The sequence below is a fragment of the Streptomyces coacervatus genome (assembly GCF_029223485.1).
GTDB classification, from domain to species: domain Bacteria; phylum Actinomycetota; class Actinomycetes; order Streptomycetales; family Streptomycetaceae; genus Streptomyces; species Streptomyces coacervatus.
Map to the genome: position 1 here is coordinate 654745 of NZ_JARHTP010000001.1, position 13548 is coordinate 668292.

Annotated in this window: 10 protein-coding genes; 5 read left to right on the top strand and 5 right to left on the bottom strand. The window is 71.8% G+C overall.

Annotated elements, in window-relative coordinates; all coding sequences use genetic code 11:
• Positions 1 to 99: 99 nt before the first annotated feature.
• Positions 100 to 3204, bottom strand: coding sequence for an AfsR/SARP family transcriptional regulator (locus P2Q00_RS02865; protein WP_275769055.1), 3105 nt, complete (start codon positions 3202 to 3204; stop codon positions 100 to 102).
• Between the two features lie 389 nt (positions 3205 to 3593).
• Between P2Q00_RS02865 and P2Q00_RS02870 the strand changes: the two genes are divergently transcribed.
• The 4 genes from P2Q00_RS02870 to P2Q00_RS02885 all read left to right on the top strand — a co-directional run bounded on the left by P2Q00_RS02870 (position 3594) and on the right by P2Q00_RS02885 (position 8356).
• A complete protein-coding gene (locus tag P2Q00_RS02870; RefSeq protein WP_275769057.1) occupies positions 3594 to 4568 on the top strand; it encodes a hypothetical protein in 975 nt (324 codons plus the stop codon).
• 126 nt (positions 4569 to 4694) lie between these two features.
• Positions 4695 to 5162, top strand: coding sequence for a hypothetical protein (locus P2Q00_RS02875; RefSeq protein WP_275769058.1), 468 nt, complete (start codon positions 4695 to 4697; stop codon positions 5160 to 5162).
• Between the two features lie 222 nt (positions 5163 to 5384).
• Positions 5385 to 7439, top strand: a complete 2055-nt coding sequence (locus P2Q00_RS02880) for a phosphocholine-specific phospholipase C (RefSeq protein ID WP_275769060.1) — start codon at positions 5385 to 5387, stop codon at positions 7437 to 7439.
• A 77-nt stretch (positions 7440 to 7516) separates the two neighbouring features.
• A complete protein-coding gene (locus P2Q00_RS02885; RefSeq protein WP_275769062.1) occupies positions 7517 to 8356 on the top strand; it encodes an LURP-one-related family protein in 840 nt (279 codons plus the stop codon).
• Positions 8357 to 8452: 96 nt separating this feature from the next.
• On the opposite strand, the gene P2Q00_RS02890 is transcribed toward P2Q00_RS02885, so the two are convergent.
• Together P2Q00_RS02890 and P2Q00_RS02895 are read right to left on the bottom strand one after the other, a co-directional pair.
• Positions 8453 to 9418 (bottom strand): DMT family protein, encoded by a 966-nt coding sequence (locus P2Q00_RS02890; RefSeq protein WP_275769063.1) that lies wholly within the window; start codon positions 9416 to 9418, stop codon positions 8453 to 8455.
• Positions 9415 to 10257 carry a phosphatase PAP2 family protein gene (locus tag P2Q00_RS02895; protein WP_275769064.1) on the bottom strand — a complete coding sequence of 281 codons (843 nt, stop codon included), beginning with the start codon at positions 10255 to 10257 and terminating at the stop codon, positions 9415 to 9417. Before P2Q00_RS02895 ends, P2Q00_RS02890 begins: the two co-directional genes overlap by 4 nt.
• Positions 10258 to 10514: 257 nt before the next feature.
• Here P2Q00_RS02895 and P2Q00_RS02900 point away from each other — a divergent pair, with 257 nt between their 5' ends.
• A complete protein-coding gene (locus tag P2Q00_RS02900; RefSeq protein WP_275769065.1) occupies positions 10515 to 11129 on the top strand; it encodes a TetR/AcrR family transcriptional regulator in 615 nt (204 codons plus the stop codon).
• 145 nt (positions 11130 to 11274) lie between these two features.
• On the opposite strand, the gene P2Q00_RS02905 is transcribed toward P2Q00_RS02900, so the two are convergent.
• Positions 11275 to 12339: a DUF2510 domain-containing protein gene (locus tag P2Q00_RS02905; RefSeq protein ID WP_275769066.1), complete on the bottom strand. Its 1065-nt coding sequence runs from the start codon at positions 12337 to 12339 to the stop codon at positions 11275 to 11277.
• A 50-nt stretch (positions 12340 to 12389) separates the two neighbouring features.
• Positions 12390 to 13544 (bottom strand): anhydro-N-acetylmuramic acid kinase, encoded by a 1155-nt coding sequence (locus P2Q00_RS02910; protein ID WP_275769068.1) that lies wholly within the window; start codon positions 13542 to 13544, stop codon positions 12390 to 12392.
• Between the last annotated feature and the right edge of the window lie 4 nt (positions 13545 to 13548).

The window sequence follows — 13548 nt, forward strand, 5'->3', positions numbered from 1 at the left end:
TCGCGATCGCTTCGGCGCGGGCCGTCCCGTCGCCGTGCCCGGCCCACACTTGACCAGGTCCCGGAGCGCGCGGGCCTGCGCTACTGCGGCTGGTTCGGGTCATTCGTCGGCGGCCGGTTCGTGTGCCTCGCGGCAGCCCAGTTCCCGGAAGAGCGTCATCGCTTCGGTGCGGGCCGTTCGCGCGGCCGTGCTGTTGCCGTGTGCTGCCCACACCTGGGCCAGGTCCCGGAGCGTGCGGGCCCGCCACAGTGGCAGGCGCAGCGCCTCCCACATCGACAGTGCCTGCTCCAGCGGCCGGCGGGCGGAGCCGGGATCGCCGGCCGCCAGATGCCATTCGCCGAGGGTGCGCAGCACCAGCGCCTCGCCGAACCGGTCCTGGCGCTCGCGGGCCACCGCAAGGCAGCGGTCGAGCCGTGCCCGTGCCTCGTCCAGTCGGCCCTGCCGCAACTCCGTCTTCGCCAGGGACTGTTCGGTGTACATCACCCCGAACTTGTCGTGCAGCCGGTCGAAGATCCGCAGCGCCTCGTGCAGCAGCCGCTCCGCGTCCGCCAGTGCCCCCTCGGCCCGGTCACACAGGGCCAGCGACCGCAGGGTCAGTCCCTCGCCGTGCCGGTCGCCTTCCGCGCGGTACAGCTCCAGGGCCCGCGACAGGGCGTCCCGGGCCGGCGCGCCGCGCCCTTGTTCCCGGTGCACATAACCGATGCCGTACAGCACCCGTGCCCGCGCGCCGCGGTCCGCGGACTCCCCGTACCGCTCCAGTGCAGCCGTCAGCAGCTCCAACGCCTCGGTGTACCGGGCCTGTTCGCGGCGGGCCGTACCCATTCCGGCGAGCGCCGGCGCCGCGCCCCACGGCATGTCGCCCTGCGCCTCGAACAGCCGCAGCGCGTCGGCGAAGTAGGCGTACGACTCCTCGAACTCGTCCTGCTCGTAGCGCAGTTGGCCGAGCCCGGTGAGCAGCCACGCCTCGCCCTCGCCGTCCCCGCTGCGGCGCACCGCCGCGATGGCCGCGGCGTGCGAGCGGGACCAGGCGTCGAACTGGTTGTACAGCGCGGCCGAACTCGCGATCAGCGCCCCCGCCAGGTCGCGGGCGGCGCGGTCCATTCCGTGGTCGGCGCAGTACTCCGCCGCGGCCAGCAGACAGGCCTGCTCGGCGGCGAACCAGGCCGCGGGCCGCTCCAGCAACTCGTCCTCGGCCTGCGGGGCGAGAGCGTCGAGCGGACGCACGGCCTCCGGCCGGGGGAAGTACCGGGCCGCCCCGCCCGGGCCCCGGGAGGCCGCCCGCTTGGCCAGCCCGAGCCAGCATTCCACCAGCCGCCGCACGGCCGCCGTACGCTCCTCGGTGCTCTCCTCGGACAGACAGCGCTCACGGGCGTGCTCGCGGGCCAGGTCGTGGATGCGGTAGCGGCTGCGGCCGGTGTCGTCGGCGCCGAGCACATCGATGAAGTGGCAGTCCACCAGCCGCTCCACGGCCTCCTCGGCCTCGTCCGTGCCGATGTCCAGCAGCGGAGCGGCGATCCAGGCCGCGAAGTCGGGCAGGTCGAGCAGGGCCAGCCGGCGCAGCGCCTGCTGCTCCTGCGGGTCGAGGTCGGCGTAACCGAGTTCCAGACTGGTGCGCAACTCCAGGTCCCCGGCGCGCAGTTCGTTCAGCCGCCGCCGCTCGTCCCGCAGCCGGTCGGCGAGCCGGCCGGGCACCCAGTGCGGGCGGGCCGCGAGCCGGGCTCCGGCGATGCGCACGGCCAGCGGCAGCCGCCCGCACAGCGAGACGATCTCGGCGGCCCGCTCCGGTTCGGCACCCGTTCGGTCCGGTCCGGCCACGCGCCGTAGCAGTTCGAGTGCCTCGGCCTGCTCGGGCACGGTCAGGTCCAGATGGGCGGCGCCCTCCAGCGCGACCAGCCGGCGGCGGCTGGTGACGAGAACGGCGGAACCGGGACCGGGCGGCAGCAGCGGCCGTACATGGGCCTCGCCGGCCGCGTTGTCGAGGATCAGCAGAATGCGCCGGTGCCCGATGTGCGTGCGATACAGCCCCGTCAGCTCCTCGACCGAGGCCGGCAGCGTCTGCGGTTCGGCGCCCATGGCGCGCAGCAGCCGGGCGAGGGCGTCGGCGGGCTGCAGCGGGGCGGTGTCGGCCGCCCGCAGGTCCACGAACAGCCTGCCGTCCGGGAAGAGTTCGGCGGTGCGGTGGCCGACGTGCACCGCGAGGGCGGTCTTGCCCGTGCCGGACCGTCCGGAGATCACACCGATCGGCGGGGCGGTGCGGCCCGTGTCGTCGACCCCGCCCAGCAGCGACTCGGCCCAGCCGATCTGCTCGGAGCGGCCCACGAAGTCGGCTATGTCCGGCGGGAGATGGGACGGGGCGGGCCGTGGCCGCGGGCCCTGCGCGCTCCGGAGCGCGGTCTCCCGGGACTTCGAAGGCCCGGCCGGTTTCTCCGCCGTGCTCCGGTGGCCGGGGCCCCAGAGCTCCGGGTCATTGGTCAGCACCGCCTTGTGCAGCGCCCGCAGCTCCGGCCCCGGGTCGATGCCCAGCTCCTCGCGCAGGACCTCGCGGCCCTCCTGATAGGTGCGCAGGGCGTCGGAGACCCTGCCGGTGCGCACCAGCGCGGTCATCAACTGGCCGCGCGGCCGCTCCCGGAGAGGGTGTGCGGCGACATGCGCGAGCAGGGGAGCGATCGCCCGGTCGGCGCGGCCCAGCTCCAGCTGCAGACCGAAGGACTCCTCCTGGCCGACGATCCGCAGTTCTCCGAGGCGGGCCGCCTCGATCCGGGCGAACGACTGGCCGAGCCCCTCCAGGGCCTCGGGGCCGCGCCACAGCCCCAGCGCCTCGGACAGCAGGTCGGCGGCCTCCTCGGGGCGGCCCTGCGCGGCCGAGGTCCGGCCCGAGGTGAGCAGTTCCTCGAACCGGTGGGCGTCGACCTGCGACGGGTCGAGGTCGGCGACGTAACCCGGCGGGCGGGTACGGATCAGCTCCGCCTCGCCGACCCTGGCCAGCGCGCGGCGCACGGCCGAGACATGGGTGGCGACCAGGGCGCCGGCGGTGGCGGGTACCCGTTCGTCCCATACGTTGTCGATGAGCCGCTCGGTGGAGAGGACCTCCCCCAGGTGGACGACCAGCGCCGACAGGACGGCCAGGGGTCTGACGCCGCCGAGCGGGGCCCGCCGGCCGCCGGCCCACACCTCCACCGGACCCAGCAGGCGCACTTCGAACATCGTTCCCCGATCGCCGTATCACCCGCCCCGCGGATCACGGCAGAAGATATCGACGAACGCGCCGACGACATGGCGATGACCGGGTCGCCGTGTCCGAATCCGGTCGGCCCGGTGTGCTGGTGCCGCCCACCCGCAACCGCGGTGCTGAGATGGGCTGTTGTCCGCTGCTCGGTCAGTCCCGGACGGCTCTCCTCCCCATGGCCGGTTGGCTGGATTCCGCCACCCGGACAACCGGGTCGCTTCCAGGGGAGACGGTTCGCGCGCCGTCGTCGTATGACCGCCGACGCGAGAAAAAAACCCGCGGTCCGAGGGGCATACGGACGCGCCTCCCGGGGCGTCAACGGCTCGAAAGCACCACGTCAGTTCGACCACGCCCCGGGAGCATGCCGATGAAGCGCACCGACGCCCCACGCCGGACGGCGGCCATGCGACGCACGACCGCCACCGTGGGCGTGATCGCCGCACTGGCCTCTGCCGTCCTGACAGGCTGCTCAGTAGGCGCCGACTCGTCCCACCGCACCGCGCCGGCCGCGGGAGCCGAGGCCGCCGCGCACGTCAAGGACCTCACCTACGCCGAGGACCTGCGGATCTCGGACGCCGAGCAGCACCTGATCACGCAGTGCATGACCAAGCACGGTTTCCGCTTCCGGGAGGACCGGACGCTGAGCCTGGAGGAGAGCCGGCCGGTCGGCTATGTCCAGGACGACGTCGAGTGGGCGCGCAGCCACGGCTACGGCAGCAGGATCATGGCCAAGGAGGACCGCGCCCGCCTGCGCAACCCCAACCTCGCCTACCGCAACTCCCTCTCCCGCCCGCGACAGAGCGCCTATGACACCGCGCTGGACGGCGGCCGGGACACCGCACTGCTCAGGACGCGGGCGCCCTCCGGCGGCACGATCACCAAGCAGTCCGGCGGCTGCACCGGCGAGGCCGAAAGGACGCTGTACGGCGACCCGGCGGCATGGTTCCGGGCCGACGCAACCGTCAGCAACCTGCGCCCCCTGTACGTGGGCAAGCTGCTGCGCGACAAGGAGTTCAAGAGCGCGGTGCGGACCTGGTCGCGCTGCATGAGCAGGGCCGGACACCCCTACCCCGACCCCGACGCGGCACGTCAGGCCACGCGCGAGCACAGCGCGCAGCAGACACGGGCCGAGGAGGCCGGCACCTTCGCGAACGAAACCCGGATCGCGGTCGCCGACGCCACCTGCGCCCGCGCCGTCTCGCTGCGCTCCGTCGGGGAGCGGCGCGAGGCCCACTACGTCGGCGAACTGGCCGGCAAGTACGGCGACGCCCTCGACGCCCACCGGCGGATGCAGCAGCACGCCCTCGCCCGCGCCGAACGGATCGTCCCCGCCCGGACCTGACCGGGCCGTCGCCCACCCCTTGATTTCCGTGCCCCCGCGTCACGGACGGAGCTCCGCGACGCCGTTCGCGGATCGCCACCCCATCCCCACGCCTCCGACGAGGCGTCAGCAGAACAGGAATCCGCCATGCGCAAACTGACCGTCTCCGTGGCCACCCTCGGCCTGGCCGCCCTCGGCATCGCCCTGCCGGCCGCCGCCCACGCGGGCCCCGGCTGCAACGCCAACTGGAACTCGCACGGCCGCGACGGCAACGTCCGTGCCTGGGACGGCACCGACTGCGGCGGAACGCTCCTCGGCGTCACCCCCGGCAGCGACCCCAACTGGGCCGACGGCTTCGGCCCCTTCCAGGGCACGGACGTGAATCGGGCGTCGTCCGTGATGAACAGCGGTTACGTCGGCGGCAAGGATGTCGTGGCCTTCTACTACTACGCGGACTACGACGACAGGGCGTACGGCTGCCTCAAGCCGGGCGAGCTGTACGTGGACAACCTCGGCCGCAACAAGTTCACCAACAACGAGAACATGAACGACAACATCGTGTCGCACACCTGGGTGGCGGCGAGCGCCTGCGCCCCGGGCTCGTTCATCAGCTGACACCTGGCTGACACCTGATTGAGGCCCACGGCCCGCCGGCTTCCCGCCGGCGGGCCGTGCCGTCGTGCCGCAGGATGTCCGGCCCACCTCACGTACCGACGACTTTCACACAGACGCCACCAGACCCTTCCCTGACGTTTGGTGCTCTTGGAACACTCGCTCCGCGCGCAATCCGTCACATCCGACCGGTCGAACATCCTCAAGGCGAGAGGTCCTTCACCCATGCCCGAAGTCAACCGGCGCCGATTCCTGCAGCTCGCGGGCGCGACCACGGCCTTCACCGCACTGTCCAACAGCATCCAGCGCGCCGCCGCGCTGCCCGCGAACCACCGCACGGGCTCCATCGAGGACGTCGAGCACATCGTCGTCCTGATGCAGGAAAACCGTTCCTTCGACCACTACTTCGGCTCGCTCAGGGGCGTCCGCGGCTTCGGCGACCCGCGCCCGATCGTGACGCGGCAGGACGGGAAGCCGGTCTGGTACCAGTCGGACGGCACCAAGGACATCCTCCCCTTCCACCCGGACGCGGACGATCTGGGCCTGGCCTTCATCCAGGACCTCCCGCACGGCTGGAACGACGGACACGCCGCCTTCAACGGGGGCAAGTACGACAAGTGGGTCCCGTCCAAGGGCTCCACGACGATGGCGTATCTGAACCGCAAAGACATCCCGTTCCACTACGCGCTCGCCGACTCCTTCACCATCTGCGACGCCTACCACTGCTCGTTCATCGGCTCGACCGACCCCAACCGCTACTACATGTGGACGGGTTACACGGGCAACGACGGACAGGGCGGCGGACCGGTCCTCGGCAACGACGAGGCGGGCTACGGCTGGACGACCTACCCCGAGCGGCTGGAGAAGAGCGGCGTCTCCTGGAAGATCTACCAGGACGTCGGCGACGGCCTCGACGCGAACGGCGGCTGGGGCTGGATCCAGGACGCCTACCGCGGCAACTACGGCGACAACTCGCTGCTCTACTTCAACGCGTACCGGGGTGCCAAGCCCGGCGACCCGCTCTACGACAAGGCCCGCACCGGCACCGACGCGCGCAAGGGCGAGGGCTTCTTCGACCAGCTGAAGGCCGACGTCAAGGGCGGCAAGCTGCCGCAGATCTCCTGGATCGTCGCCCCCGAGGCCTTCACCGAGCACCCCAACTGGCCTGCCAACTACGGCGCTTGGTACGTCTCCCAGGTCCTCGACGCGCTCACCTCCTCGCCCGAGGTGTGGGCGAAGACGGCCCTGTTCATCACGTACGACGAGAACGACGGCTTCTTCGACCACCTGATCCCGCCGTACGCACCTGGCTCCGCCGCGCAGGGCAAGTCGACGGTCGACGTCGGCCCGGACCTGTTCACGGGCAACAGCAGCCACCCCGCCGGCCCCTACGGGCTCGGCCAGCGCGTGCCGATGATCGTCGTCTCGCCCTGGAGCAAGGGCGGTTACGTCTGCTCCGAGACGATGGACCACACCTCGATCATCCGGTTCATGGAGCGCCGCTTCGGTGTGCACGAGCCGAACATCTCGCCCTGGCGGCGCGCCATCTGCGGCGACCTGACCTCCGCGTTCGACTTCTCCCGCACGGACACGAAGCCGGTCGCCCTGCCGGGCACCGACGGCTACCAGCCGCCGGACCACAACCGCCACCCCGACTATGTGCCGACCCCGCCGGCCAACCCGGTCCTGCCCAAGCAGGAGCCCGGCCTGCGCCCGGCGCGTCCCCTCAAGTACGCCCCGTACGTGGACGGTTCGGCGGACACGGCCTCCGGGAAGTTCACGCTGGCCTTCGCCTCGGGCGCCAAGGCGGGCGCCGCCTTCCTGGTGACCTCCGGCAACCGCACCGACGGGCCGTGGAGCTACACCACCGAGGCCGGCAAGACCGTCTCGGACACCTGGAACTCGGCGTACTCGAACGGCTCGTACGACCTGGCCGTGCACGGTCCGAACGGCTTCCTGCGCGTCTTCAAGGGGCCGAACAAGGTGGCAGGGCCCGAGGTCACCGCCCGCCACAGCGGTGACAACATCGAGCTGACCTTCACCAACAAGGGCTCCGGCACGGTCGGTCTGAAGCTGTCCGGCGGATACGGATTCAAGTCCCGGACCTTCACCGTGCGTTCCGGCGCCACGGCGAAGTACACCGTCGACCTCGCCGCGAGCCGGCGCTGGTACGACCTCACCGTCACCTCCGCGGCCGACGCGACGTTCCTGCGGCGATTCGCCGGACATGTCGAGAACGGGCAGCCGGGGGTGAGCGACCCGGCGATCATCGCCGGCTGAACTGTCGGGTAAAGGATGGTGAACAGCGGATCGCGGGGACTGGTGGGGTGCGGGTGGGCCCGGGGTAGTGTGCCCCGGTGACCACGCATTCGAACACCCCTGCAGGCTGGTTCCCGGATCCGCACGGAGCGCCCCAGACCCTCCGCTACTGGGACGGCACCCAGTGGACCCAGCACACCAACACGGACCAGCAGCAGGCACCTCAGCACCAGGCACCTCAGCAGCAGGTGCCGCAGCAGGCCGCCGGGCCGGACCCGCGTGTGCAGCGTCAGGTGCAGCAGCAGGCCGGGGTCGCCGCCGGCGGCCCCGGCGGCGGCAGCCTGTTCACCGAGCCGGTTCTGGTGGTCAACCAGAAGGCCAAGCTGATCGAGCTGACCAACGAGTACACGGTCATGGATCAGAACGGCCATCAGATCGGCTCGGTGACCGAAGTCGGGCAGAGCACGCTGAAGAAGGTGGCGCGCTTCGTCTCCAGCCTCGACCAGTTCATGACCCACCGGCTGGAGATCCGCGACGCCTACGGCCAGCCGCAGTTGCTGCTGACCCGGCCCGCCAAGGTCTTCAAGTCCCGTGTGCTCGTGTCGCGTCCGGACGGTTCGTCCGTCGGCGAGATCGTTCAGCAGAACATGATCGGGAAGATCAACTTTGCGATGAACGACGCCAACGGCCAGCAGGTCGGTGCGATCAAGGCGGAGAACTGGCGGGCCTGGAATTTCGCGATCGTGGATCACGCCGACAACGAGGTCGCCAGGATCACCAAGACCTGGGAAGGCCTCGCCAAGACGATGTTCACGACCGCGGACAACTACGTTCTGCAGATCCACTACCAGCTGCCGGAACCGCTGTTGAGTCTTGTCGTGGCGACGGCGCTGACCGTGGACACGGCGCTCAAGCAGGACTCGCGCGGACTGGGTTAGAGCCGCGATTGGTGGTCGGCCGGCTGCGGGTTCGTCGTGGCTGGTCGCGCAGTTCCCCGCGCCCCATAAAGGGCGTTGCTCGCACCGCCGGCTTACTCAGAGCGGTGTGAGGTGTCCCGGATCTGAAGGCTGCCGGGGTATCAACGCCGGTTCCGGAGTTGCCGTTTCCGGCCGTAGGGCCAGGACCGCGGCCACCGGGTGCTCCTCGTCGACCGTGATGACGGGAGCAACCGGAGCGACGACAGCGGGGGTTGCCCGGGTCAGCAGTACGACGCCCCGGGACGCAAGTGCCGCGCCCGCGAGGGCGAGCAGTATGCCCTCCGCGCCGCCGCGCAGCCCCTGGCCGAGCATGGTGAGGCCGATCACCGAGGCCGCGACCGGGTTGGACAGCGTCACCACCGCGAGCGGGGCACCGAGCCCGCCCCGGTACGCCGTCTGGGACAGCAGCAGTCCGCCCACCGCGAAGGCGGCCACCAGTACCGCCACCAGGACGACCTGCAGGCTCAGCACGGAGCCGGACCGGTCGGTCGCGGCCACCGTCACGGTCTGCGTGAGCGCCGACGCGACGCCCGAGGCGAACCCGGACGCCGTGGCGTGCCGCAGGCCCGGCCGGGCCCCCGGCCGCGACAGCAGCCCGATCAGCGCGGCCGTGCTCCCCGCCACCGCCAGCGCCTCGGTCAGGCTCAGCACCTGCTCGGGCGCGGAGCCGGACGCGGTGACCAGCAGTGCGGCCAGCCCGGCCAGCGTCAGCGCGGTGCCCCGCCACTCGGTCGCGCTGACCTTCCGTCCGGCCACCCGCGCCCCCATCGGCACCGCGGCGACCAGGGTGAGCGCGCCGAGCGGCTGAACGACGGTGAGCGGACCGTACTTGAGGGCCACGACGTGCAGCAGCGCCGCGCCGGCGTTCAGCCCGACCGACGCCCACCAGGCGCCCGTGCCCAGCAGGCGCAGCATGCCGGCGTCGGAGCTGCGGGAGGCGAGCCGCTCCTGGGCCACCGCCGCGGCCGCGTAGGCGACGGCGGAGACCAGGGACAGGGCGACGGCGACGAGTGTGGCGGTCATCGGTCCGCTCCTACGAGGGCGTTGTCGTCGGCGACAGGTGCGGCGAGCTGCTCGCTGCCGCGCCCGGCCGTGCTGACGGTGCGCTGCGGCGAGCGAAGCGAGATGGGGGTCCTCCCGGACGAAGTCCGGGGGCGGATCAGTGCCAGCGCGGCGCCGAGCATGGCGGTCGCGACGATCGCGTCGAGCCAGTAGTGGTTCGCCGTCCCCACGATGACCAGCAGCGTCACCAGCGGGTGCAGCAGCCACAGCCAGCGCCAGCGGGACCGGGTGGCCGCGATCAGGCCGATCGCGACCATCAGGGCCCAGCCGAAGTGCAGTGACGGCATCGCCGCGAACTGGTTCGAGAGATGGTCCGAGGAGGGCGGGCCGTACACCGACGGCCCGTACACGTGCGCCGTGTCGACGAGACCCGTGGCGGCCAGCATCCGCGGCGGCGCCAGCGGGAGGACGAAGGGCAGCACCAGAGCCGCGGAGGTGACCGTGGCGAGGACCCGTCGGGCCCACACATAGTGCGCCGGGCGCCGCAGATAGAGCCAGATCAGGAAGGCCGCGGTCGCCGGGAAGTGGACGGTCGCGTAGTAGGTGTTCGCGAGGCGCACCAGGGTGTCGCTGTGCAGCAGCACCGACTGCACCGCGCCCTCACCGGGCAGATGGAGCGTCCGTTCCAGGTCCCACACGCGGTGCGCGTTGCGCAGGGCTTCACCGGTGTGGCCGGTCGCCAGCTGACGGCCGAACTTGTAGACGAGGAAGAGCCCTGCGACGAGCAGGAACTCACGGACGACCGGAGGCCGCGCTATCGCGCCGGTCTCTCCTTCTGCAGGCTCGGTGCGGGCATTCATACCCCGGCCCCTTCGCTGACGGTGGTGCGTGTGCTGGTACGTGGTGAGACCCGGGCCGGAGCCCGGACTCATCGGTACGCTTGCGTGCCGAAACGAAAGCGTTCCGATACGGCAGTGTACCGATACGAAGCCGTTCCGGTACACTGGCGTATCGATTGAGGTAGGACACACTGGATCCAGGGAATAGATCCGGCGGATCCGGCGGATCCAACCGATGCAGCGAACAGAGCGGGACCAGAGGCGAAGGAGAAGAGCAGATGACGTCGCAGGCCGCGGACGGACCGGACACGGTCGCCGCCTCGCGCCGCTCCAAGATCTCGCGCGAGCGGGAGCAGGAGTTCTTCGACGCCGTCCTCGAGCAGATCCGCGAATGCGGATACGAAGCGGTCACCATGGAGGGGGTCGCCGCCAGCACGCGCTGCAGCAAGTCCACGCTGTACCGGCAGTGGAAGACGAAGCCCCAGTTCGTGGTCGCCGCCCTGCGCGCCCGTCGCAAGGCCCGCTTCGCAGGCATCGACACCGGATCGCTCGCGGACGACCTCCGCGAGGCCGCGCGGACCGCGGGCCGCTGGTCGCTGAACGACACCAAACTGCTGCAGGCCCTCGGGCATGCCGTCACCCAGGACGCCGACCTCGCCAAGGCGCTGCGGGAGGCGCTCGTCGACCCGGAGATCGCCGCGCTGAAGGAGATGCTGCAGCGCGGGGTGGAGCGGGGTGAGATCACCGCCGACAACCCGGCGCTGGCATATATCCCGGCGCAGATGTTCGGCGTCGTGCGCGCCCGGCCCGTCGTGGACGGCGAGTACGCGGACCCCGACTACCTGGTCGGCTTCGTGGAGGCCGCAGTGCTGCCGGCACTCGGACTCACCTGAGAATCAGGCCGCCGTCCATGGGATGACTGGACGGTGACCTGCTCGCGCCGCACCGTGGGGACGGGGGCGGCGCGCACCCCCGGCCGGGTGGGGCTCCTCTTGAGCGGAGGGGAGCCCCACCCGGCCGACCGGTGTCCGGGGTGGTTCACACCTTCTGGCCGTTGCCGCTGCCCGTCGACACCGCGATGCCCTTGGTGATGGTGTCGATCATGGACACCTGCTGGCCGACGTCGAGGCCGAAGCGGACGACGACGATCTGCTGGGGGTCCGCGGGTGAGGGGAAGGCGAGCGATTCGACATAGCCGTCGGCGCCCTTGCTGGTGACCGCCTTCCAGCGGACCAGGTAGCCCTTCTGCCCGGCCACGGTGACCGCCTTGGACTCAAGCACGTCGTGCGAGGTGATCGAGCCGTAGATCTTGCCGCCGTAGTTCTGTTCGGCGTTCGCCGAGATGTCGGCCTTCGCGACCGCCTCGGCGGTGGTCTCCTGGTGTTTGAACGCCGGCGCGGGCGCCGAGTACGCCCCGCCCTTCGTGCAGGTCTGGGTGGTGTCGCCGGGGCACTTGTAGGAGTCATTGGACGAGACCTGCGCGCCCGCCCCGGTCTGCTGGCCGTACCAGCCGTCCGGGATGGGCAGGCTGATCCCGCTGATCGCGTCGGTCACCGAACCGCTCTCGATCTTCGGAGCATCGGACTGGCCGGGGGCGGGCGACTGGGTCCCGCCCGAGCCACCGGAACCGCCCGACCCGCCCGAGCCACCGGACCCGCCGTTGCCGCCGCCCGGGCCGCCCTGGCCGCCGGTACCGCCCTGGCCGCCCGCGCCGCCCGGCCCCTGCTGCGAGTTGACGTTGCCGCCGCCCGAACTGTCGTTGCCCGCCAGCGCGTACACGCCCACACCGATGCACGCGAGGACGACCACGGCCGCCCCGACGGCAATGCCCGTGCGCAGACCGCGCCGCGGGGCGGCCGGTGGCTGGGCGGGAAACGCCGGGTAGGTCGGATATGCCGTATAGGCCTGATCCGCCGGAGGGACGGTGCTCGCCGGATCCGCCCCGGCCGTCGGCGTCTGCGCCGGGGGACCCCATACGGCGGCCGACCCCGCGGGGCGGGTCCGGTCCGTCCATGCCTTGCCGTCCCACCAGCGCTCGGTGGCGGGACCCTCACTTGTCTGCCCCGGGTCGGGATACCACCCGGGAGGAGTCACCTGCGTCATGCCCCCACCGTATGAGGCCTCGGTGAAAGCGGGATGAGAGGATTCCGGATTCAGGCCACCACCAGCCGTTTCGGCGCCCGCGCACCCGGCGGCGGCAGCCGCAGTCCGTCCCGGCCGGGGGTGATCGAACCGAGCACGCTCGCATGCCGTGCCCCGGTGGCCCCGGGCTCGGTGCCCGCCAGACCGTGCGCGGTCAGGAACCCGAGCACCGCGAACGCATACGCCTCCTTCGCGTCCGACGCCAGCCCCAGCTCGTCGGACGTGCGCACCACCGGCCCCGGCAGCCGCTGCCCCAGCATCCGCATGAGCACCGGGTTGGCGACCCCGCCGCCCGAGACGATCACCTCGGTGGCGCCCAGGGCGAGCACGGCGTCGGCGACCGTCCGCGCGGTGAGCATGGTCAGCGTGGCGACCACGTCCTCGGCCCGGAGCGTCCCGAACCCGGCGAGCGCGTCCCGCAGATAGCCGAGGTGGAACAGTTCCTTGCCCGTCGTCTTCGGTGCGGGCAGCGCGTAGTACGGCTCGTCGAGCAGCCGACGCAGCAGCGGTTCGTGGACGGTGCCGCGCGCGGCCAGCGCGCCGTCGACGTCGTAGGCCATGGTCCCGCCGCTGAACCCCCGCGCCGCCGCGTCGATCAGCGCACACGCAGGGCCCGTGTCGAAGGCCGTGCCGTCGGGTGCGGTGAGGTTGGCGATGCCACCGAGGTTGAGGGCGACGGGGGTGCCCGGGCGGCCGCGCAGCCACAGCAGGTCGACCAGGCCGACCAGGGGTGCGCCCTGGCCGCCGGCGGCGATGTCGCGCGGCCGGAAGTCGGCGACCACCGGCAGCCCGGTCGCCTCGGCGATCCAGGCGGGCTGCCCGAGCTGCAGCGTGCCGTGTACTTTGCCGCCGTCCGTCCAGTGGTAGACGGTCTGCCCGTGGGAGGCCACCAATTCGGCGCTGCTGTCGCACAATTCACGGTCCGCGCGCACAGCCGCCGCCGCGAAGGCCTGCCCGATCCCCGTGTCGAGCCGGCACACCTCCGCGAGCGATGTGACGCCCGGCGGCAGTGCGGCCGCGAGCACCTCCCGCAGCTCCTCGTCGTACGCCTCGCTCACCATCCCCAGCGGCTCCAGTACGAGGCTGTCACCGGCGAGGCTCAGGTCGGCCGCCGCCGCGTCGATGGCGTCGTAGGACGTGCCCGACATCAGGCCGATCACCCGCATGCGC

Bases quoted from the DNA above. Each gene is read 5' to 3' on its own strand.
- P2Q00_RS02865 (WP_275769055.1), bottom strand. From the start codon at position 3,204: ATGTTCGAAGTGCGCCTGCTGGGTCCGGTGGAGGTGTGGGCCGGCGGC.
- P2Q00_RS02870 (WP_275769057.1), top strand. From the start codon at position 3,594: ATGAAGCGCACCGACGCCCCACGCCGGACGGCGGCCATGCGACGCACG.
- P2Q00_RS02875 (WP_275769058.1), top strand. From the start codon at position 4,695: ATGCGCAAACTGACCGTCTCCGTGGCCACCCTCGGCCTGGCCGCCCTC.
- P2Q00_RS02880 (WP_275769060.1), top strand. From the start codon at position 5,385: ATGCCCGAAGTCAACCGGCGCCGATTCCTGCAGCTCGCGGGCGCGACC.
- P2Q00_RS02890 (WP_275769063.1), bottom strand. From the start codon at position 9,418: ATGACCGCCACACTCGTCGCCGTCGCCCTGTCCCTGGTCTCCGCCGTC.
- P2Q00_RS02895 (WP_275769064.1), bottom strand. From the start codon at position 10,257: ATGAATGCCCGCACCGAGCCTGCAGAAGGAGAGACCGGCGCGATAGCG.
- P2Q00_RS02900 (WP_275769065.1), top strand. From the start codon at position 10,515: ATGACGTCGCAGGCCGCGGACGGACCGGACACGGTCGCCGCCTCGCGC.
- P2Q00_RS02905 (WP_275769066.1), bottom strand. From the start codon at position 12,339: ATGACGCAGGTGACTCCTCCCGGGTGGTATCCCGACCCGGGGCAGACA.
- P2Q00_RS02910 (WP_275769068.1), bottom strand. From the start codon at position 13,544: ATGCGGGTGATCGGCCTGATGTCGGGCACGTCCTACGACGCCATCGAC.